General features: G+C 49.6%; 17 protein-coding genes. 7 read left to right on the top strand and 10 right to left on the bottom strand.

Going from position 1 to position 20,476, the window contains the following annotated elements:
* Positions 1–135: 135 nt before the first annotated feature.
* The 5 genes from F1593_RS06660 to F1593_RS06640 form a co-directional block, all read right to left on the bottom strand.
* Positions 136–1,035, bottom strand: a complete 900-nt coding sequence (locus F1593_RS06660; RefSeq protein WP_149400778.1) for an HpcH/HpaI aldolase/citrate lyase family protein — start codon at positions 1,033–1,035, stop codon at positions 136–138.
* Positions 1,036–1,209: 174 nt separating this feature from the next.
* Positions 1,210–1,431 carry a hypothetical protein gene (locus tag F1593_RS06655; RefSeq protein WP_149400777.1) on the bottom strand — a complete coding sequence of 74 codons (222 nt, stop codon included), beginning with the start codon at positions 1,429–1,431 and terminating at the stop codon, positions 1,210–1,212.
* Positions 1,432–1,664: 233 nt separating this feature from the next.
* A complete protein-coding gene (locus F1593_RS06650) occupies positions 1,665–2,360 on the bottom strand; it encodes a dienelactone hydrolase family protein (RefSeq protein WP_149400776.1) in 696 nt (231 codons plus the stop codon).
* A 137-nt stretch (positions 2,361–2,497) separates the two neighbouring features.
* Positions 2,498–3,451, bottom strand: coding sequence for an ABC transporter permease (locus F1593_RS06645; RefSeq protein WP_172631919.1), 954 nt, complete (start codon positions 3,449–3,451; stop codon positions 2,498–2,500).
* 457 nt (positions 3,452–3,908) lie between these two features.
* Positions 3,909–5,516, bottom strand: a complete 1,608-nt coding sequence (locus F1593_RS06640; protein ID WP_149400774.1) for an ABC-F family ATP-binding cassette domain-containing protein — start codon at positions 5,514–5,516, stop codon at positions 3,909–3,911.
* An 823-nt stretch (positions 5,517–6,339) separates the two neighbouring features.
* Here F1593_RS06640 and F1593_RS06635 point away from each other — a divergent pair.
* Positions 6,340–7,041 (top strand): helix-turn-helix domain-containing protein, encoded by a 702-nt coding sequence (locus F1593_RS06635; RefSeq protein ID WP_149400773.1) that lies wholly within the window; start codon positions 6,340–6,342, stop codon positions 7,039–7,041.
* 295 nt (positions 7,042–7,336) lie between these two features.
* The gene (locus tag F1593_RS06630) at positions 7,337–7,918 is read left to right on the top strand and encodes a dihydrofolate reductase family protein (protein WP_149400772.1); all 582 of its coding nucleotides are present in this window, start codon (positions 7,337–7,339) and stop codon (positions 7,916–7,918) included.
* Positions 7,919–8,286: 368 nt separating this feature from the next.
* Here the strand turns inward: F1593_RS06630 and F1593_RS06625 are convergent, their stop codons facing one another.
* The 5 genes from F1593_RS06625 to F1593_RS06610 all read right to left on the bottom strand — a co-directional run bounded on the left by F1593_RS06625 (position 8,287) and on the right by F1593_RS06610 (position 13,843).
* A complete protein-coding gene (locus F1593_RS06625) occupies positions 8,287–9,267 on the bottom strand; it encodes a flavin monoamine oxidase family protein (protein ID WP_149400771.1) in 981 nt (326 codons plus the stop codon).
* A gap of 140 nt (positions 9,268–9,407) precedes the next feature.
* The gene (locus F1593_RS28215; RefSeq protein WP_172631918.1) at positions 9,408–9,578 is read right to left on the bottom strand and encodes a hypothetical protein; all 171 of its coding nucleotides are present in this window, start codon (positions 9,576–9,578) and stop codon (positions 9,408–9,410) included.
* A 431-nt stretch (positions 9,579–10,009) separates the two neighbouring features.
* Positions 10,010–10,357: a glycoside hydrolase family 71/99 protein gene (locus tag F1593_RS06620; RefSeq protein ID WP_172631917.1), complete on the bottom strand. Its 348-nt coding sequence runs from the start codon at positions 10,355–10,357 to the stop codon at positions 10,010–10,012.
* A 91-nt stretch (positions 10,358–10,448) separates the two neighbouring features.
* Positions 10,449–11,150, bottom strand: a complete 702-nt coding sequence (locus tag F1593_RS06615; protein WP_149400769.1) for a metallopeptidase family protein — start codon at positions 11,148–11,150, stop codon at positions 10,449–10,451.
* A gap of 383 nt (positions 11,151–11,533) precedes the next feature.
* Entirely contained in the window at positions 11,534–13,843 is a 2,310-nt protein-coding gene (locus tag F1593_RS06610; RefSeq protein ID WP_149400768.1) for a PLL family lectin, read from the bottom strand.
* A gap of 1,219 nt (positions 13,844–15,062) precedes the next feature.
* Between F1593_RS06610 and F1593_RS06605 the strand changes: the two genes are divergently transcribed.
* From F1593_RS06605 to F1593_RS28885, 5 genes are all read left to right on the top strand, one after another.
* Positions 15,063–15,227, top strand: a complete 165-nt coding sequence (locus F1593_RS06605; protein WP_149400767.1) for a lysine biosynthesis protein LysW — start codon at positions 15,063–15,065, stop codon at positions 15,225–15,227.
* Between the two features lie 4 nt (positions 15,228–15,231).
* A complete protein-coding gene (lysX, locus tag F1593_RS06600) occupies positions 15,232–16,095 on the top strand; it encodes a lysine biosynthesis protein LysX (protein WP_149400766.1) in 864 nt (287 codons plus the stop codon).
* Positions 16,092–17,153 carry an N-acetyl-gamma-glutamyl-phosphate reductase gene (gene argC, locus F1593_RS06595; protein WP_149400765.1) on the top strand — a complete coding sequence of 354 codons (1,062 nt, stop codon included), beginning with the start codon at positions 16,092–16,094 and terminating at the stop codon, positions 17,151–17,153. Before lysX ends, argC begins: the two co-directional genes overlap by 4 nt.
* Positions 17,154–17,245: 92 nt before the next feature.
* On the top strand, positions 17,246–18,118 hold the full coding sequence (locus F1593_RS06590) for a [LysW]-aminoadipate kinase (protein ID WP_149400764.1): 873 nt from the start codon (positions 17,246–17,248) through the stop codon (positions 18,116–18,118).
* A gap of 36 nt (positions 18,119–18,154) precedes the next feature.
* Positions 18,155–20,452, top strand: coding sequence for a [LysW]-lysine hydrolase (locus tag F1593_RS28885; RefSeq protein WP_149400763.1), 2,298 nt, complete (start codon positions 18,155–18,157; stop codon positions 20,450–20,452).
* Positions 20,453–20,476: the final 24 nt, after the last annotated feature.

Below are 20,476 nucleotides of genomic sequence, written 5' to 3'. Positions count from 1 at the left end.
CATTCGATGTGTCCCTTGTATCCTACAACGTATCGTGAAAGGATGCAAGGGACACATCTTTCCCTGTGTGCCTGTTGCTATGATTATTATCAGGTGAAAGAACCTATTACAATGCTTTTGAGTTCGCTGGCTCGCTTACATACCGAGCATTTCTGCTTTGAGCAGGATATTCTTTATGCTACGGATAATAGCGGCATCAACCATTTTTCCCTCAAAGGCAATGGCGCCTTTCCCTTGCTGGAGCGCCTGCGTATAGGCTATATCCAGGCGGCGGGCATAGCTAATCTCGGCAGTACTGGGCGCGAAAATCTGGTTCGCGCTGGCAATTTGATTGGGATGGATGGCCCACTTACCCGAGAAGCCCAATGTTTTGGCCCTGATGCACTCGCGCTGATAGCCAGCATCATCTTTGAAATCGGAATAAGCTCCATCGATGGCTTCGATACCCGCAGCCCGGGCAGCGATAGCTATCTTATTGCGCGCATAATGGAAAAGGTCGCCGGGATATCCCTCCAGGCTTCCGCCGATACCCTGACTGTCGATACCCTGCGAAGCACTATAATCACCGGGACCAAAAATGAGCGCCTCCAGACGTGGACTGGCCTGCGCTATCTCCTCCACATGCAGCATCGCCTCAACTTCTTCGATCAGCACTTCCAGGCCGATGTGCCGTGACAATCCATGTTGTTGTTCGATTTGCTTGAGCAAGGTATCCACCCACCAGACATCTCGTGCTGACTTCACTTTGGGAATAATCAGGATATCCAGATATGCGCCAGCCTCTTCGACGATTGAGATAATATCTTGATAGGCATAGGGAGTTTCAAGGTCATTGATGCGCACCGCTCGCGTCTTATTCCCCCAGGCGAGGGTGCGCAGGCTCTGGATCACTTGCTGTCGCGCCGCCGCCTTTTCATTGGGAGCAACCGCATCTTCAAGATCTAAAAGCACGAGATCAGCGGCGCTGCTGGCCGCTTTCGCCAGCATATGAGCATTACTGCCAGGAGTTGAGAGTTCCGAACGTCTGAGGCGCATAACGATCACATTCCTTTGCTATTGGTGTTTCAACGACGATGAGGATTGTTGTGCATCGGTACCTTGTGCCCCTAGTATAGCAGAGGACATGCAAAGATTGAAGCATAGAAAAGAGGATAGTGGAAATCTTTATGCACACCGGTGATCAAAGATTTCCACTATCCTCTGGAGGAGCTAGCCAATCACCTGAATATAGAGTTCACTTACCGTCAGACCAGCCTCTTGTTCGCCTACCTGTTGAATAAGTTGGGCATGATACGTATCCACACGACGCATTTTGGCATCAATAAATGCATGCTGGGCTGTGCCGCTGGCTAATCCCGTCAAGCCATTTTTCATTGCTTCATACTCTTCCACAATACGTTTTTTTAATAACGCAACCTCGCTTTGATGCATCCCCGGTCTCCTCATATTTTATAATTGATGGATGAGAATATATGCCTACCAACATGCACTATTTTTTTTCAGTTCTCCTTGAAAGAACGTCGTGAAGCGAGCGTTTCGACGGGATGTATCGACAATTGTGTGCAAAATGTCCAATCTTATGTCAACATGTTTTGATACTTAATAAGAGCACAAAAAGAACGAAGTCAGATAACCTGACTTCGCTCCTGGGGTGGGAAGCATGTTTAGTGTAGATGTTCTTTCAGGAAGCTTACCGCACGTGGCCAGGCATCCGCTGCCGCCTGCTCGTTGCCAGCACCGTGGGTAGGATTAATGAAGGCGTGGCCGGCATCGTAGATCTTCACCGTGAAGTCCTTCCCCGCTTGCTTATAGAGTTTTTCAATCTTAGCAATTTGTTCTGGTGGAACGCTGCCATCCTGTTTGCCATAGAAGGCCAATACAGGAGCGGTGACTTTCTTCACTTCTTCGAGACTGGGATCATAGCCAGCGCCATAGAATGTGACTAGCGCACCGATATTGCTATCGCGCGCGGCAGCGGTATAAGCCAGGAAGCCACCCAGGCAGAAGCCTATTAAACCCAAATTTTTGGGTTGGACCGAGGGCAACGCTTTGATGTTCTCCAGTGCACCACTGATTTCTCTGCTGGCGAGATCAACGTTTTTCTGGAGCTGCATCATCATACGCATCGCATCGTTTGGCTCGGTTGCTATCCTACCATGATAGAGATCGGGAACCGCGACCACAAAACCATCGGTTGCCAGCTTCTGTGCCAGATCCTGAATATGTGGTTCGATGCCCCACCATTCCTGGATCAAGACGACGCCTGGATGTTGCTGTTCATCATCTGGTTGGGCGATATAGGCATGTGTGCCAGCGCCATTCACATGTAGATCAACTGTAGAGGTACGTATTACAGCCATGAAATCTCCTTTATGTTACAGCAAACGCTGTAGTGGTATCTATGTATAGTATAGTCACGTCGAGAGCTATGCCGTGGATACACATGCTCTTTTCCTCTGCTCTGTTCTCCTGCCTGGCCGAGATGGTGTGTACTGGTTTACACAGACAAGGAGGAATTTTCTGGCTGATTGGTTGCTAACTTGACTTTGCGTTTGAATAGCCTATGCTGGCGTGGTTTCACCATCCACATGCTGAGTAGAAAGAAGCAGAGGCTAAAACCAAGGCTGATGAGAATATAGGTGGTCCAATAGGTGAGGTGCCAGGAGCCAAGATAGAAAGGAGTTGCGCTATTACCACTGTTCCCATAACCACCAAAATTGAGGAGCATGAGGAGCGTCGAAAAAGGATTGCTGGCGGATGCACTGCTCGTACTCAGGGCGACAAAAGGATTCCACACCAGGAAGAGTTTGGCGCGGGTGGGATAGCGTAGAAAGAATTGATAGCCACTATTTGAGGTCAGTAGAATGATCGAGAGGATCAAAGGGAAGAGCAGCCAGATCAGACCGATCAAATAAGTGATGACGGTTGAGACTGCTGGACGTTGAAAGACAGTGGAGCAGAAGATACCCAGGGCGCCTAGCCAGAGGGCGGTGACGATATACATCAGGAGCGAACTGGCGACCTGTGTGGGGGCAACCCCTCCAAAGAAAAAGACCAGGCTAAACAGAGGAATAGAGGCAGCAATCAGAAGCAGGGCGTTGATCAGGCCCGCGCCGAGCTTTCCTAATACTAATGAAAAGGCAGAGAGGCGTGAGCAGAGGAGCATCTCATAGGTCTGGCGTTCTTTCTCGCCATTGATTGCCGTTGCTGTCAGCGAAGGTGTGATAAATATAATCATAAAAAGCTGCAACTGTGATAACAGCGTATACAGGCTCGTCCCGACATCGCTCAAGCCGCTGGTAGTGGGACTGGTATAATTATTTGAGACATTGTTGAGGAAGAGCCAGCCTAGCAAGCCCATGAAGAGCACATAGGTAATAATAATCCAGATGCTTCGTTCACGGCGTAGGCGCAAGCGCATCTCTTTGGTCACGAGAGAAAGCAATGTCATCAAGGGACACATCCTTTCGCTTTTATAGTATTTTCTCTATTCCCTGCCGATAGAAAGAGACCGCGTATTACCATTGATCGGCATCCCTACACCATAGCGTAGCAACCACTCTTCACGGGTGGAGAGAACCGACCCTCTTCCATCATGCTATTGTTGGCGCGTCTTCGGGGCGAGATTCCTATGCCTCTCTACCCGGAAGGGCAATTCTCTTCATGTTTCCTCCTATTGAAGCGGTCTTGCTCCTGAAGGGTAGCACCTACGATATTTATGCATTTGGTTTTGGGTATAGGGAATGTGCCATCTTTAGTATAGCAGATATTCGATGTGCCAGGTTGTAGTGGTGGAGCTTATCTGTGGTAGGCCATTCAAGAGGTGATAAGGTTGTGAGGAAAGATTAAGGGCACGTCATTGTGCCTTATTCTTTTATAACGCAGCGTTGCAGAGGATCGCACAGTTGTTAGGCGCGCTCAAGCATTTCATCGTATTTAGAATCATACGGTACGAGGCGGCCCTCTGGCATCAAGAGCAGGGACGTCGGTTTGAGCAAGCGTACAAAATCGACATCATGGGTGACGGTCAGGATGGTGCCACTATAATTACCGAGTGCCTCACCAATAATCTCTTTCGACATCATATCCAGGTGGGAGGTTGGCTCGTCGAGGACCAGCACATTTGATCCTTCGAGCACCATTTTTGCCAGGGCCAGACGGGTCTTTTCACCACCGCTCAGTGTTTTGATCTTCTGGAAGACGCGATCACCATTAAAGAGGAAGCGTCCCAGGACACTACGCACGCGCCGGGCATCCGTAGGCAGTACATCATTGGCCTCATTGATCACGGTATTCTCATAATCGAGACCTTCACTCTCCTGAGCATAATAGCTAATATCGACGCGGTCGCCGATCTCAACTTTACCCGAAGTTGGAGGAACCAGACCGAGTACGGTACGTAGCAGCGTTGTTTTACCAACACCGTTCAAGCCGATCACCACCATGCGCTCGCCGCGATCCACCAGGAAACTGATATCATTGAAGATAATTTTCTGGCCGTAGCTCTTGCAAAGCTCTCTGGCCTGTACGACCATATGTCCGCTTTGCTGGCGCACTGGAAAATCAATGTGCATCTTCTTGCTCGTTTGTGCCATCTGAGGCTTGTTTTCTTCCAGAGTCGAGATACGACGATCCATCGCGATACGCTGTTTTACGCGTGTGGCACCGAAACCACGCAGGCGATCAGACGTCTTTTTCAAACGTGAGATTTCGCGTTCCTGCTGGCGTTTGGTACGTTCGGCCAGAGCCTGTGCATCTCCAATCGCATTCAGGTATGACGTATAGTTACCCTTATATTCTTCGAGCTTATGCGTAAACTCATTGAGGCGCAGCACCTTGTTAATGCTATTATCCAATAAGTCCAGATCATGGGAGATAATCAGTAACGCGCCTTTATAGGTTTCGAGGAACTCCATCAGCCACATTGTGGCCTCAACGTCCAGGAAGTTTGTCGGCTCGTCGAGCAGCAGAAGTTCCGGGGCCTGGAAAAGCAGGCGTACCAGAGCCAATTTCGTTTTCTGACCACCGCTCAGCGTAAGTGTCTCACGATCCAGGGTCACGCCACCGATATTCAGGCCACTGATCAACTGTTCGCTACGGGCATCGGCATCATAATAGCCCAGCACATCTAGTGCCGTCTGGGCCTCCTCAAATTCTTGTAAAGCTGCATCAAGATCCTCGATCTCAGGATCGGCGATTGCCATTGAGAGCTCTTCATATTTTGCAATGGCGGCATCTAGACCGGTACCACTATAAATGAAATCACGAACCGTGCCATGGGCAGAGACGGGAGTCTCATGGGCGACATCCTGTGACAGATAGCCATAGGTGCGGGGGCGCATGATATTGCCGCGCTCAGCCTCCTGATAGCCACCAATAATTTTGAGTAAGGAACTTTTTCCGGCTCCATTCACACCGATCAGGCCCGCCTTTTCACCCGGGGCGACCGTGAACGAGATATCATCGAGAATAACGCGTGGACCATAAGAAAGTTTAATATGATTGACCTGTAACATACGTTCTTACATTCTCCCCTGTGTGCTTCTGGGTATGCTTGTTGTATTTTCAGTAAAATTTAGTTAGAGCGTGCAGAGATAAGGGCATGAAATGCGGCGCTGCACTGCGAGATGCGATTGTTCTCATCGCTCAATGCAAACGGGAAGCACACAAGGCCGCAGACAATCAGCAACGAGAGGATTGATGTCCGGCGACACACGCACAAAAGGCGGGCGATATCGTGAGTACCCGTTCAGGAAGGAAAAGGACAAAGAGGACGTAAAGGGCATACTTCTCCATACTCGTCTTTACATAAGTGGAGAAAACGAGCAGGCATTGTAAGCGCCATTCCTTGCCGCATCAGCCCAGGCGTGGTCGCTCATGCGGCGTTATAGACCATCATCGGTAAAGCCCTTTTCATGATGTCCTTTTAAAATTCTAAATATATATCCTAAAGATTAGAATTCTACCCTAAATGGTACCATTCAATGCATCAGCTGTCAAGCACAACAGTTATCTATCCCAGGGCAGGAGGGACACGCCCAGAGAAGGCTTCTCCAGGAAAGAACCTTCTCATTCCCTGCTTGTTTAGAGCAGGCCCACTTAAAGTGGGGGAGACCCAGGTTCATTGGCAAAGGGCAAGCTGACACTAAGCCCTCGAAGTGGGCATGAGCCAGGTATTTCGACAAACAACACATTCCGCCCTCAGAATGTGTTTTTCTTTGCCAAAAAAGAATGGTCCAGTATAACATTGAATGGAGGGAGGAGGGGTGGGATCTCCCTTCCCTCGTGAGCTGATTGATCCTTGTGAATGGGATCAGCGATAGTCAGGAGTCACAGACCATGAGCTTTCTTTTCGAAGAAGTACAACGATTAAACACCTCTTTTGTTGACACCATCTGGCGCGTTCACCATGATGGCACTGGTACCTTTGTCTCGAAGGCGACGAGCTGTTGGGAAATCGTTGTCACAAAACATCAAGGGAAGATGACCCTCACCGTGCGGGGGCCGGAGACAAAAGCCACGCCAGTGAATTATTCATGGACAGAAGCCGAAATTGTTGGCATTACCTTTCAGCCCGGCACCTATATGCCCCATCTTCCACCAGGAAAGGTCAGAGATTTACACGATGGTATCTTGCCTGAGGCAACCAGGAAATCTTTCCGGTTGCACGGTTCGGCCTGGCAATATCCAGACTATGAACATGCAGATGGATTTGTCGACCAACTGATTCGCAACGGACTGCTCAGCCGTGACCCCGTCGTGGATGCACTTTTACAAGGCCACCCCCAGGAGTTGTCCCTCCGCTCGTTGCAATATCGTTTTGTGCACGTCACCGGACTGACACGCCGTACTCTCCTGCAAATTGAACGTGCGAGGCTCGCCGCTCGCCTGTTAGAACAGGGAATGCCCATCCTCGATGTGGTTTTCGAGGCAGGCTATTCCGATCAGCCGCATCTGAGCAGATCGCTGAAGTACCTCATCGGACAAACCCCTGCCCAGATCCGAGAGCATAGCTGTCAACTGCAAACCTTCGCGTTCTAGTTTTTGACCATTGGGTGACCTATCAAAGTCCTCTCGCGACGCCTGCTCAGGCTATGCTTCCCCTGATGAGCTACGACGTCACCCAATGGTCAAAAAAGATGAGACAACGATGTATCACATTGACAAGCAAAGCCGACTCGAGCCGTTGCGTTTTTCTACAAGACAGCGCTCTTTGGATGAGTTATACTTTCTCCATCTGGCCGGATGCGAGCCCGTTGATCCAAGAGACAACAGGCGGCGTACGGTGTGTTCTCCGGTTGAAAGCCGAGAGTTATTGTTCTCTATGGAGGGAATCATGCGAAAGATCGTTGTCTCAGAGTTTGTGTCGTTGGACAATGTCATGCAAGCCCCTGGTGGCGCAGAAGAAGATACCGAAGGTGGCTTCACCCACGGCGGGTGGACAGGGCCGTTCTGGCACGATGACATTGGCGCGCACTTCTTTGAGGAAATGCGCCAATGTGACGCGCTGCTTCTGGGGCGCAAAACCTGGCAGATCCACGGCGGGGCATTTGAACCCGTGCCAGCTGGTGACCCTTTTGCCGATGTCTTAAACACCATGCCGAAGTACGTGGTTTCCACCACCCTGACCACGGCCTCAGCCTGGCGCAACTCAATCTTGATGAGCAGCAATGTGGTCGAGGAAGTACGCACCTTGAAAGCACAGACAGGCAAGAACATTGTCATCGATGGCAGCAGCGTGCTGGTTCATACCCTGGCCAGGCACGATCTGATTGACGAATATAGCCTGTTTGTGTACCCGGTTGTGCTCGGCAGTGGCAAGAAGCTTTTTCCTGAGGGGCTGCACGTTTCTCTGCGCCTGATCGAATCCAGGCCACTGCCATCAGGCGTGGTGCTCATGCGCTACGCACGCGCATGATGAGCCGCCGTTTACGCGCTGTGAAAAGATGAAGCTGAGTGGTGAAAACACGACAGGGTAAATTTGCTAATGATGTAACCCACATTCCACACCCAGAAAAACGACTTTTTGGATATTAACAAATAATGCTTTTACATCTTTTGCCTGGTAGATAAAAGCCTAGAAGCAAGAATGTTTGATCTGAGTTGGCTCATTCGCCTTTTTTGCTCTTTTGCAATAAGTTCACAACAAGTAATAAGGGTAAAAGTGTGTGGCTATCCTTGTTATTCAAAAAAGTATCATTTTGAACTGCGGAATGTGGGATTCCTGTCATTTTCGAACATGAGAGATTTCGTTTTGTTGCAATCAATTGACCTTGTCTAGTACGTTTAGTGAGCTTCAGCGAGAATTTCCGAAGCAGCCCGTTCACCGGACTGTACTGCTCCATCCATGTATCCACTCCAAACCGTCGCGGTCTCTGTCCCAGCCCAGTGAATACGACCCACGGGTTTGCGGAGTTCTTCGCCACAACTGATCCATGCTCCCGGAGGAAGATAGCCTACGTAGCCTCCACGAATAAATGGCTCCTCAATCCAGGACTGCTCCAGATATTCTTCTGGCTGTCCTGCTCGTGGTCCAAAGAAACGGGTGAAACAGTTCAGGATTTCCGCTCGTCGTTCTTCAGCACTTTTTGCACTCCATTTCAACGCTTTGTCTCCGTGGACAAAACCGACAAGCACGCCTGGACTTCCATCTTCTGGGGAATTATCAAGCACCGCACTCAGTGCCCCGGGTATACCTATAGCCAGACCCGAAAGTCCTTCTTCGCGCCAGAAAGGCCGATCATAGATGCAGTGTACTTTGATCACGGCCGCCATCGGAAACTGCTGAGTCAAATGATCTCTGCGACCCGACAAAGCTGGTTGATACCGTAAACGGCCAGCCAGAGTCGGTGCAAGTGCTACAATGACATGTTGCGCCTTGACCATGAGCCGATCACTGTAAATCTCGACGCCTTGCTGATGGTGGTTTATGGTAGAGACGGGTTGATTGAGCATAACACGTGTTCCCAACTCCCCAGCGATTGCCAACGCAACCTGTTGTGCTCCTCCTCGGAAGCGCCGATCCTGTGCTCCTCCTGTGGTCGCAAGCAATGTCTGTACTCCTCCGCTGGAATGGATGTAAAACAGGACATGTAGGAGCGAAAGACTCTGAGGCGCAGCGGAAAAGACATTCTCAAAGAGAAAAGCCGTCAACCATTCACGGGCGAGTGTTCGAGCCGCACTCAGTCCTGCTAATCCACCTCCAATAACGACTACCTCTGCTTGACGCGTTTCTTTTTGGAATCTAGTATCGTTAAGGATCGCCATTGACGTCTTTTCTCCTCTTCTGCTTTCAGTGAATGTGAGGGATTTGCCCACAGAGCACAGGATGAGCCAGACGCTCTACCAGGTAAGATGCATAGGGAGGCGGAGTTCCCTGAGTCGCAGCTAAAGGCAGAGCCCAACCCCTATGAGAAACGCTGACGCTCCTCTCCAGTCTGTGGGTCCTTGATAGTGATCATGGGAAAGCCTGGGGCCAGTCCCCCGCTGGCAATAACATGCTCAATAGAGAGTGGATTTTTTTCCTGATTTTCAAAATACGCAACCTCACCAGTCCCAATATCAACAGCACTTACCACAAGATGAATCGGGCTCTGGTTGCGTTGATCGAGATCGATGAGATTGCCCAGAGTCCGGCGAAGTGCTGTAATATCATAGATGCTCGTCTCAAGAAAAGGAGCGAGAAATGGAGTATAGACATAGAGATTAGGAAACGTTCAAAAAGAACGGCTCATTCGCAAAAAACCGAGTATGTAACATTCCTTGTTGTATCGCACTCTCTGAGCTTTGAAATGATACCCATTCATTACATAGCACGCTCTCTGATGTAGATATGGTGACACAACATCTCTAATTATGGAGAAAATAATCAAAGGCATCAGGGCATCGTCGTGCAAATTTTTGTTTGATTTGCACCGAAGGCAAATTAGCAACAGTATCCACTCATCATCAAGAGCCATAGATGCAATGAAAGGAAGAGTGTTATCTCAGAGGTCAAAGAGATTAGAGATCACAACCCATATTGTGTTTTTATATAGTTGAGTTGTGTGATCATTTTAGCTGGTGTATTGAGGGCAGGCGCGTCATTCTCGATATACAGACTTGATGCAAAGTGATCGTGTGTTTGTTGTTCCAGACTCGCAGCATGTGCTAACAGTTTCGTAAAATTAATATCTGTCTTATCTCCGGCATCCCACCAGGAACTGATGAAGCCAGTGATGCCTGCGCTGGCTGCAAAATTCAATTGCCGTGTAATGGTTGTGTCGTCGCCAGAATTATATTGAATGGTTGGTAAATCAGACATCTGTGTACGCGTCCAGGATTGCTGTGTATACCAGGGATAACAGCATGCCAGCACTGAATGCCCATTGTCCGCATGGAAGATATTAGAGGGTAACCAATTTGTTCTTGCGCTCGCTTTGCCGCAGTTATCTGGTAGCCTGGATTGGTTATTTGATCCAATGGGGCATCTCATCGTGGTCGATGCCGAAGTGGTGGGCTACTTCGTGCAGGACAGTGGCGCGAACCTGCTGGCGTATACGATTGGGTTCTCCATGACAGTGCTGTTCAATCGGTTTTTGATAGATGGTGATACGTTCGGGCAGGGTACTGTAGTGGTATCCCGAACTGGTAAGCGGTGTGCCCTGGTAAAGTCCAAAGAGGGTTTGACCATGCCCGATCCCGGCGCTTTTTTTTGTCGCCTCATCTGGCTCATTTTCGATGATCAGTGCGAGATTCGCCATATAGGGTAGGAATGTATCAGGAATGGTGCTTATGGCTTCCTGAACGAGCTGTCCAAAGTAGTCATCTGATATTTCTGAAGGGACGGCATCTGGATCAGTGTCTGAGCTCTCAGCCATTTCAATCTCATCTTCCACACTGTCTTCGGGTTGTGCAGATGCTTGTTTGGGCAGTGTGAGCCCGATGATAAAGAAGCCTGCGAGGAGTATGATGACGTATAAAGTGACTCTGGTGTTGTCGTTGATGGGCAGTTGCAGGATGATGATCACCAGTATGCAAAAGAGGAGCAAGAAACTGAGCAGGCGAAAAAAAAGCGCCCCCGTTTTGTCTTGCGATAGACTCGCCAGGCTGGCCGACGAGTCTATTTTATCCTCTAGCTCCTGATCCTGTTCGGGGTTGTCCTCAGACATGTTTTTCCTTCCCTGCGCAGTATATCGCGCTTCTCTTGAGTAGATACTCTCTCTTTAGCATAGGACTGCCTGCAAGTCTCGCCTGTTTCTGCTCATTCTTATCATGGTAACATGCAACCATTTTACATAGATAATACGATCATTTTAGTTAAATGTTGTGAAGTTGTTGTTTGTTCCTTCCAATTGACAACAGCAAAGAGCTGTTATATCTTTTTTTCTTATACAAGCTAAATATAGTGGTTATCTACATCGAAATTATTATCGTTTGGTATGTTAAAAAAGTGATGCAAGCATTAACTTTCTTCGGTTGAAGTGAGGCTTATGCTTGCATTCTAATAGTAATGAGACTTATTGATAGCAGTTACAATATCATGTTTGGTCTTTTACTGATGGAACGTAAAACCGTTTTGTAGCGTTCCCCAACTATTCCAATTTCCGGTACCTGCTGTTAACTGATACGTGTGCCAGAAATTGGAATCATTTCCAAGAGCGAAGGTCTCAAGGACACCATTACTGTTTGCAATGGCAGCTGGTGTGCCTTGGAAGGTTGTTGTTTGTAATTGTTGCCAGGTTGTAGACCAGCCGCTATTGGCAGCTTTTTGGTAAGTATGCCAGATAGTATTATCAGTACTACGCGCAAAAATTTCCATTCGACCATCTGAGTTGTAGGCAACAGCTGCATTACTCGTAAATTGATATCCAGGTACCACGGCACTCCAATTGTTCCAGCCAGCCCCTGCATTTACCTGATAGTTGTGCCAGATGTTGTTATCGTTGTTTACGGCAAAAATTTCCACACGACCATCAGCATTCATTCCTACTGTAGGGCTGTCTTTGAATTGGTAACCAGATTGAATAGCTCCCCAACCAGCCCAACCTCCGGTTCCTCCTGCTGCTAATTGATAGTTATGCCAGATGTTGTTATCGGAGCCACGAGCAAAGACCTCTACTCGTCCGTCTGTATTAAGGACAGCAGACGGATGGCCTTGGAATACTTGACCGGATTGAAGGGTGCCCCATCCAACCCATCCTGCACCGGGCTGTGCCTGATAGTTATGCCAGATGTTATTATCGGAGCCACGAGCAAAGACTTCAAGACGTCCATCAGTATTCATGATAACATCAGGGTCACCGCTAAATGTATGGCCAGATTGAAGGGTGCCCCATCCAACCCATCCTGCACCAGGTTGCGCCTGATAGTTATGCCAGATGTTGTTATCGGAGCCACGAGCAAAGATTTCAAGCGTCCCGTTTTTATTGACTGCTACGACAGGGTTTCCATTGAATGTTTGATTGGATTGAAGAGTTCCCCAACCGACCCAACCTCCGGCACCATTGGCGTTTAATTGATAGTTATGCCAGATGTTGTTATCGGAGCCACGAGCAAAGACTTCAAGACGCCCATCAGTATTTTTTGCAACATACTTCGTGGATGCATCTGTGTCCCCTGAGGTAGCCTTTACAATGGAATGAGGGTTAGCATTAAAGTGGATCCAACCACGGGTGATGATGCCTGGGTCATTAAAAATTTGACCACTGACCTTCCATCCATTTGCTACTTTTGTTAAAGAAAGCGTAGCATAGTACTGCGATTCTGTGTAGTTTTGCTGCGCAATATAGACATGTGATGCGTCTACATTTGTAATGACAGCCACATGCCCAGAGCCAGAGGTGAGACCTGATGTCCATCCCCTACTAGGGTCTGTAACGCTTTGCCAGATCAACAAATCCCCTGGTGTTGGTGCGAAGCTACTTGTTTCTTGAGATGCATCGCTTGATAATTGTACATTATTTCCATAAAGTTTGGTTGCATCGCCTGGTGTAGATTGTCCACCGTTATTGATATCAGTTGGATAAAAGTCAAAATATTGTGCTGCATTAACCTGGAAACCAGGGGTTATACCCCATTGTTCACGAACAAACCGATTCGCTAATTCGGTACATTGGAAAAGGTAACCACCAGAGTAAGTTGAACTAGTGATAAAGTTGTCACAAACTGCGGCCCCAGGACTAAATGTGCTCGTCCATTGTGAATCAGTAGGATTTCCCTCTTGTATTCCCCAATCACCCCCCTGGTATGTTGCATTATTTGCATTGATAACATCCTGACAACTTTCTACAGGGTTTACTGTATTTGCATGAATGGGGTTGGGTTTGATACCACTTTGTGACTGATACGTTGCAAGGATACTTTCAAAATGATGAGATTGTGCTGTTGGATGAGGAGAACACCAAGCGGCAGTGACTAAGTCCACACCTGAAAGCATGACTCGGACAACACAAGCCAACGGATACTGTTTCTGTTTGGGGGTGTCAAACTTAAATGCAGGATAATTTCCGATGTGAAGCGCTGGAGTTCCTCGTTGAGCGAAACCTTGAGGATTCTGTTTATTGCGAATCACGCTTATGCCTATTTGATCTTGTGTGTTTGAAGAAATACTAAACATAACACCCGATGTTGTTGTGGAATTACTAACACCTAGATCAGTGTGCGCTTTCCAAGCATTTGGAACTTGTAAACTAAAGCCTAATTTAGGATCTACATATGTGTATGTTGAAGAAGATGCATATGCATTACTAAATAACCCTGTAAAACAAGGAGCTAATAGTAAGATAAAAAGAAGAGAAAAACAGTAAATACTTCTTACTTCTATCTTCCTAGATATTATAGAACTGCAAACAAATCGAGGCATAAAAAGAATCCATCCTTTTCTATTTAGACTATATCAAGCAAATTACGTAGAATCCACTACTAGTTAGTATAGATTCAAATATATATACGAATTTATGGAGAAGTAGTAACTACTAAAATCGCTCTAGTGAAATTAGAGAACAGCATTCAATAATGTAATGTATAAATTAATTTACAGCTACTCGACTAAAAACGGGTATAAAAAATGCGCAATAAGAAGAAGCGTTGTTGGAGCTTTAATGCAAGATAGCTAGAAGTTACAATTATTGATACATTTGCATTTGATTTGCTGACGAGTAGGCTCGTTAAGTTCACAGGCAACGAACTTTTGTTACAAATTATTTACTCCTTGACATACTATGCTCTCTGCCTTGTTAGAATCGTAGTGGTGGTTTTGTCCATACAAAAAATGCTTTTACTGTAGAGAGTATCACTATTTAGACGTGTGGCTGAAATCTCTCTTTGATTCCCTTGACAATGAGAATACTGCATGTTATAACTAGCACAAGTCAATAAACAACCGCATAGAGACAGGCTTTGATAGGACAAGTAACGACCATCCATTGCGGACAGAGAGTAGATAGCTGGTGAAAATTCTACACGTTAATCGGTCGTGAATAAGAACCTGAAGCTGCAAGAAGAAATCGCATCAGCGAAAGTAGAACTTGGCCGGTGACCTCCGTAACAGGTTAAGAGTATATAAGTAATATACACAGATTATATACTTGCTGAGGTTGATATCGTGAGATATCAATGAACCCGGGTGGCAACACGAGAGCACAACACTCTTCGTCCTGATTGATAGGATGAAGGGTTTTTTGTATGTCCGAGACATCTCCTTTTAAAAGGAAATGCGTACATAACAAATCATAGAGATGCAAGCGATGCAGGGATAAGTAACGGACTCTGGTACATCTAGAGAGCGAGCAGCTGGTGGAAAGCTCGTATGTCCATTCCGTGAATAAGAACCCTAAGCTACAAGAAGAAATCGCGTCAGCGAAAGTAGAACTTTGTCGGTGGACCTCCGTTAGCGGGTCAGTACAGAACAGCAATGCTGCTCTGTACATTGAGGCTCATACAGCAATGTGTGGGTGAACGAGGGTGGTACCACGAGAACAATATTTGTTCTTCGTCCTTACAAGGGGATGAAGGGCTTTTTTTTATACCGAAAATTTGGCGGTAAAAGCAGTTGAAGATCAGTTAAAGAGGAGATGAAGATTATGTCAGCAGTTTGTCCAGAATGCGAAGCAGCGGTTGAAGTTGAGAATTTGATTGTGGGCGAGATTACCTTTTGCCCGGACTGTAATGCAGAGTTGGAAGTTCTGAATGTAGAGCATCCTGAAGTTGCCCTGGCCCCTGAGGTCGAGGAAGATTGGGGAGAGTAACCCTATGCGCCTGGCTATTCTGACATCGCGCGTTCGCGTGGAAGAGAAATTGTTGGTGGAAGCGTTGCGACAGCGCTCAATCGATTTCGACTTGATTGATGATGGTGAGTTGTTATTCGATCTGGCGCAGCCGCAGGAGCGCTGGCAGTCCTATGATGCCGTGCTCTGCCGTAGCGTGAGTCAGTCTCGTGGCCTGGCTGTCTTACACGTACTGGAGCATTGGGGCATCCCTGTTTTTAACTCGGCCGCCGTCACCGCTCTTTGTAACGATAAGTTATTGACAACGCTGGCGCTACAACGCGCTGGCATACCGGTTCCCCGCACCATGCTGGCCTTTGATGCCGAGCATGCGATTGAGGGTATCGAGACATTAGGGTATCCCGCGGTCCTCAAACCCGTCAGTGGTTCCTGGGGACGGTTGCTGGCCCGGATCAATGATCGTGACGCGGCTGAAGCGGTGCTTGAGCACGCTGAAACATTGGGATCAGTACAGCATCACATTCATTATATTCAGCAACACATCGACAAGCCGAACCGCGATATTCGCGCCTTTGTGCTGGGAGGCCGTACGGCCTGCGCGATCTATCGCCATAGTGAGCACTGGGTGACCAATACAGCGCGTGGAGCGGTGACAGATAATTGTCCCGTGACCCCGGAATTGGATCGCCTGTGTGTACAGGCGGCGCAAGCGGTTGGAGGGGGCATACTGGCTGTGGATGTGTTTGAAGATCCTGAGCGCGGTTTGCTGGTCAATGAGATCAACGCCACCATGGAGTTCCGCAATAGTATCGCTCCTACCGGTGTCAACATTCCACAAGAGATGATCGAGTATGTTGTAAGCAGTGTTCATGAAGGGGTCGCGTTATGAGTCGAGTGCGTGTCGCCATTGTTGGCGGTTCCGGTTATACTGGTGGCGAATTGATCCGTTTGTTGCTCTTCCATCCAATGGTTGAGATCAGTCAGGTTGCTTCGGGCAGCCAGGCCGGACATTTTGTGCATAGCGCCCATCCGAACCTGCGCAAGATTAGCACTCTGCGTTTCTGTCATCCCGACGACCTGACAACGTGCGATGTCTTGTTTCTCTGCCTGCCACATGGTGTTTCATCGGGTGAGATTGAACGCTATCGCACATTGGCTCCCCGCGTGATTGATCTCTCTGGAGATTTCCGTCTGCGCACACCGGATCTGTATCGCCGCTGGTATGGACATGAGCATCCAGCACCTGAATTGTTGAGCGAAGCAGTCTACGGACTGCCAGAATTGCATCGGGCCGAGTTGCCTGAAGCAGCACTGGTCAGCGGTACCGGCTGTATGGCAACCACATCGATCCTGGGATTGGCCCCGCTCTACCGGGCTGGTGTCGTAAATCAATCCATTCCGTTGGTCCTGGAGGCCAAGGTTGGCTCATCGGCAGCTGGTGCTAAAGCTGGACCATCCAGCCACCATCCAGATCGCAGTGGGGCGGTGCGCTCGTTTGAGCCAACCGGCCACCGACATACGGCTGAGCTGATTCAGGAACTGGGACAGTTTGAGGGCGGCGAACTCCAGCAGATGGTGGCATTCTCGGCTACCGCGGTTGAAATGGTACGCGGCATCCTGGTGACGGCCCATGTGTTCTTAAATGAGAACCTGGAAGAGAAAGCCATCTGGCGTATCTTCCGCGAAGCCTATCAGCGCGAACCCTTTGTACGCCTGGTGAAAGAGCGCAACGGCGTCTATCGCTATCCCGAGCCCAAGATCCTTTCCGGCAGCAACTATTGCGATGTCGGATTTGAAGTCGATCGTGAGCAGCAGCGCGTGGTAGTGATCGCAGCCCTGGATAATTTGATGAAGGGCGCGGCTGGCAATGGTGTACAGGCTTTGAACTGCATGTTTGGTTGGGATGAGTCATTGGGCCTGACCTTCCCCGGTCTGCATCCCGTCTAAGCCTGATTGATTGACTGACTGAGGGCATGAGAACGAAGTATTTGAAGCATTGATTGTAACGCTGGATAAAGTACAGAGAAACGGAGCTTGCAATGACACTGGTGGTAAAAATTGGCGGAGGCGCGGGCGTCGCTACAGCCAATATTGTGCAGGAAATCGCCCGCTATGTCGCTGAAGGGCAACGCGTGGTGCTGTTGCACGGCGGCTCTGATCTGACCAATACTCTGTCCGAGCAATTGGGACATCCAATGCGTATGATCACATCGCCCAGCGGTATGACGAGCCGCTATACCGATAGCGAGACCTTGCAGATCTTTGCGATGGCGGTCGCGGGACAGATCAACACCGATCTGGTGGCGCAGCTCCAGCAGCAGGGCGTCAATGCCTTTGGTATGGCCGGGGTGGATGGCCGTTTGCTGGTAGCGCGTCGTAAAGCTGTCGTACGTTCCGTTACACCTGAGGGACGGGTACAGATCCTGCGCGACGACTATACCGGCCAGATCGAGCAGGTCAATAGTGGACTGCTGGAATATCTGCTGGATGCCGGTTATACGCCGGTAATCGCACCGCTGGCCTTGAGCCATCAGGGCGAGCGCCTGAACGTGGATGGAGACCGGGCCGCAGCCGCTGTTGCCTCTGCCCTGCATGCCGAGTCCCTGGTCATTATGACCAACGTTGCGGGCCTGCTGGCAGATCCCCAGGACGCCTCAACGCTGATCCGTACGATTCCGGCCGATCAACTAGAGACCTATATGAGTTATGCCAAAGGGCGTATGCGTAAAAAACTGCTAGGAGCCCAGGAAGCCTTGCAGGGCGGCGTTGAGCGCGTCTGCATCGGTAGCGCCTCGCTACAGGATGTCGTCAACGGCGCTGGCACCATGATTGCCCATACTGTACATGAAGAAGCAGCGAACCAGCTTGAGCCTGTCCACACAGTGGTACGCGAAATGGTATCGCTCAGTTAAAACTAGCAATAGGAATGATGAGGAAGGAGGTCCCATATGAGCACAACAACAATTATTGAACAAGAGGATACCTACACCAGCGGTGTCTACGGGAAGCGTTTGCTAGCTATTGTACGCGGTCAGGGTGCGATACTGTGGGATGCTGAGGGACGAGAGTATATCGATTGCGCGGCGGGCCATGGAGTGGCTAATATCGGCCATGGTCGTTCAGAGATCGCTGCCGCGCTGGCCGCTCAGGCCCAACGGCTGATTACCTGCCCTGAAATTGTCTATAATGATGTACGCGCTCGTTTGCTTGAGCGCCTGGTACAGGTAACACCGGAGGGACTCTCGCATTTCTTCCTCTGTAACAGTGGTACTGAAGCGGTTGAGGGGGCATTAAAATTCGCACGTCTGGCGACCGGACGCACCGGCATCGTAGCGACGCTACGCGGCTTCCATGGTCGAACCATGGGCGCGCTTTCAGCGACCTGGGAAAAACATTATCGTGAACCATTCGCGCCCCTGATCCCAGATGTCTCGCATATCCGCTATAACGATCTGACGGCGGCTGAAGCGGCGATCACTGAACATACAGCGGCTGTGATCATTGAACTGGTTCAGGCCGAGGGTGGCGTGCATATCGGTCAGCAAGCCTACGTACAGGGACTGGCGGCCCTTTGCCACGAGCGCGGCGCACTCTTAATTATCGATGAAGTGCAGACCGGCTTTGGTCGGACCGGCACCCTCTTTGCCTGCGAGCAATATGGCGTCCAGCCCGACATCCTGTGTCTGGCGAAATCCATTGCCGGTGGTGTTCCCATGGGAGCGATTGGTCTGGGAGCACGCGTCATGGAGAGTGGACATATCTCAAAGGGTTCACACGGCACCACCTTTGGGGGAAATCCCCTCGCTTGTGCCGCCGCGCTGGCAACATTGGATATCTTTGAGCAGGAAGATCTGCCCGCACGGGCCGCTGCGCTTGGAGCACATGCCCTGAAGCGTCTGCAAGCTCTGCAATCTCCTGTGATCCGCGAGGTACGCGGCCTGGGCTTGTTGCTTGGCATTGAGTTAAAGAAACGTGTCCAGCCCTATCTCGAAGCATTGATCGAGCGTGGAGTTTTGGCCCTGCCCGCTGGACCCAATGTACTGCGACTCTTGCCTCCGCTGGTCATCACTGAAGCCCAACTTGACCGGGCGTTGGATATTGTCGCCGAGGTATTGGGGGCGACTCCAAATCCTGAGCGCGAAACGCAATCCGTCGCAGAGACACATGAGGAAAGCTCATCCCCCACGGCGGAAGTTGCGCTTTTACAACGGATGCTCACTATTCCCAGCCTTTCTACCCACGAAGGGGCGCTGGCCCATTTTATGGTTGAGCAAGCCCGACAGATGGGCTTGCATGCTTATGTCGATGAGGTAGGCAATTTTGTCGCCAGCACACATGCCGAGATTACGGATCAACAACCGGTGGTCCTGCTGGGACATATGGATACCGTGCCTGGCAATATACCGGTTCGCCTGGAGGATGGTATTCTCTATGGGCGTGGCGCGGTGGATGCTAAAGGTCCACTGGCGGCTTTCGTCTGCGCTACGGCCCGCGTAGCGCGTCAGGGAGGCCACTCACGACCTGTTGTGGTTGTAGGTGCGGTAGAAGAGGAGGCAGCGACCTCACGAGGCGCACGGGGCGTCATCAAGCGCTATCAACCCTCGGCCTGCATCATTGGGGAGCCGAGTGGCAGTCAGGCGGTCACGATCGGGTATAAAGGCCGCCTGTTATTAGATGGTTGTGTCACACAGCAATCCAGCCATAGCGCGGGACCCTTGCAACGGAGCAATGAAATCGCTGCCGCCTTCTGGGGACGAGTCCGCCGCCATGCCGATGAGTGGAATCAAGAGCATGCTGGCAAGTCGTCCTTCGCAGCCCTGTTGCCCGCCCTCCTGACCATCAATAGTGAGCAGGATGGTCTGGCGGAGCGCACAAGCTTTACGATCAGCTATCGCCTTCCACCCAATCTGGATATTGCCAACTTGCGAACACAATTGCAGCGTTGGGCCTTGGAAGACGATGTTCATCTGACCTTTTCCGGTGAAGAGGTCGCCTATCAGACAACACGTGCCATTCCCCTGGCCCGAGCCTTTATCTCAGCTATTCGAGCCACAGGAGAACAGCCCACTTTTAAATATAAAACGGGAACATCGGATATGAATGTCGTAGGTCCGCATTGGGGACAGAATATGGTGGCTTATGGGCCGGGAGACTCAAGCCTCGATCATACCCCTCAGGAACATATACGTGTGGCCGAATATACCCATGCTATTGATGTGCTCGAATGCGTTCTGAATACCATTTAAATGCAGTCAGAAACGTATACTATT

It is taken from the genome of Dictyobacter arantiisoli (assembly GCF_008326305.1).
GTDB lineage: Bacteria > Chloroflexota > Ktedonobacteria > Ktedonobacterales > Ktedonobacteraceae > Dictyobacter > Dictyobacter arantiisoli.
Note: the sequence above shows the minus strand (reverse complement) of the source record. Positions and strands in the feature narration are given on the sequence as shown.

Bases quoted from the DNA above. Each gene is read 5' to 3' on its own strand.
- F1593_RS06660 (WP_149400778.1), bottom strand. From the start codon at position 1,035: ATGCGCCTCAGACGTTCGGAACTCTCAACTCCTGGCAGTAATGCTCAT.
- F1593_RS06655 (WP_149400777.1), bottom strand. From the start codon at position 1,431: ATGCATCAAAGCGAGGTTGCGTTATTAAAAAAACGTATTGTGGAAGAG.
- F1593_RS06650 (WP_149400776.1), bottom strand. From the start codon at position 2,360: ATGGCTGTAATACGTACCTCTACAGTTGATCTACATGTGAATGGCGCT.
- F1593_RS06645 (WP_172631919.1), bottom strand. From the start codon at position 3,451: ATGACATTGCTTTCTCTCGTGACCAAAGAGATGCGCTTGCGCCTACGC.
- F1593_RS06640 (WP_149400774.1), bottom strand. From the start codon at position 5,516: ATGTTACAGGTCAATCATATTAAACTTTCTTATGGTCCACGCGTTATT.
- F1593_RS06635 (WP_149400773.1), top strand. From the start codon at position 6,340: ATGAGCTTTCTTTTCGAAGAAGTACAACGATTAAACACCTCTTTTGTT.
- F1593_RS06630 (WP_149400772.1), top strand. From the start codon at position 7,337: ATGCGAAAGATCGTTGTCTCAGAGTTTGTGTCGTTGGACAATGTCATG.
- F1593_RS06625 (WP_149400771.1), bottom strand. From the start codon at position 9,267: ATGGCGATCCTTAACGATACTAGATTCCAAAAAGAAACGCGTCAAGCA.
- F1593_RS06615 (WP_149400769.1), bottom strand. From the start codon at position 11,150: ATGTCTGAGGACAACCCCGAACAGGATCAGGAGCTAGAGGATAAAATA.
- F1593_RS06610 (WP_149400768.1), bottom strand. From the start codon at position 13,843: ATGCCTCGATTTGTTTGCAGTTCTATAATATCTAGGAAGATAGAAGTA.
- F1593_RS06605 (WP_149400767.1), top strand. From the start codon at position 15,063: ATGTCAGCAGTTTGTCCAGAATGCGAAGCAGCGGTTGAAGTTGAGAAT.
- lysX (WP_149400766.1), top strand. From the start codon at position 15,232: ATGCGCCTGGCTATTCTGACATCGCGCGTTCGCGTGGAAGAGAAATTG.
- argC (WP_149400765.1), top strand. From the start codon at position 16,092: ATGAGTCGAGTGCGTGTCGCCATTGTTGGCGGTTCCGGTTATACTGGT.
- F1593_RS06590 (WP_149400764.1), top strand. From the start codon at position 17,246: ATGACACTGGTGGTAAAAATTGGCGGAGGCGCGGGCGTCGCTACAGCC.
- F1593_RS28885 (WP_149400763.1), top strand. From the start codon at position 18,155: ATGAGCACAACAACAATTATTGAACAAGAGGATACCTACACCAGCGGT.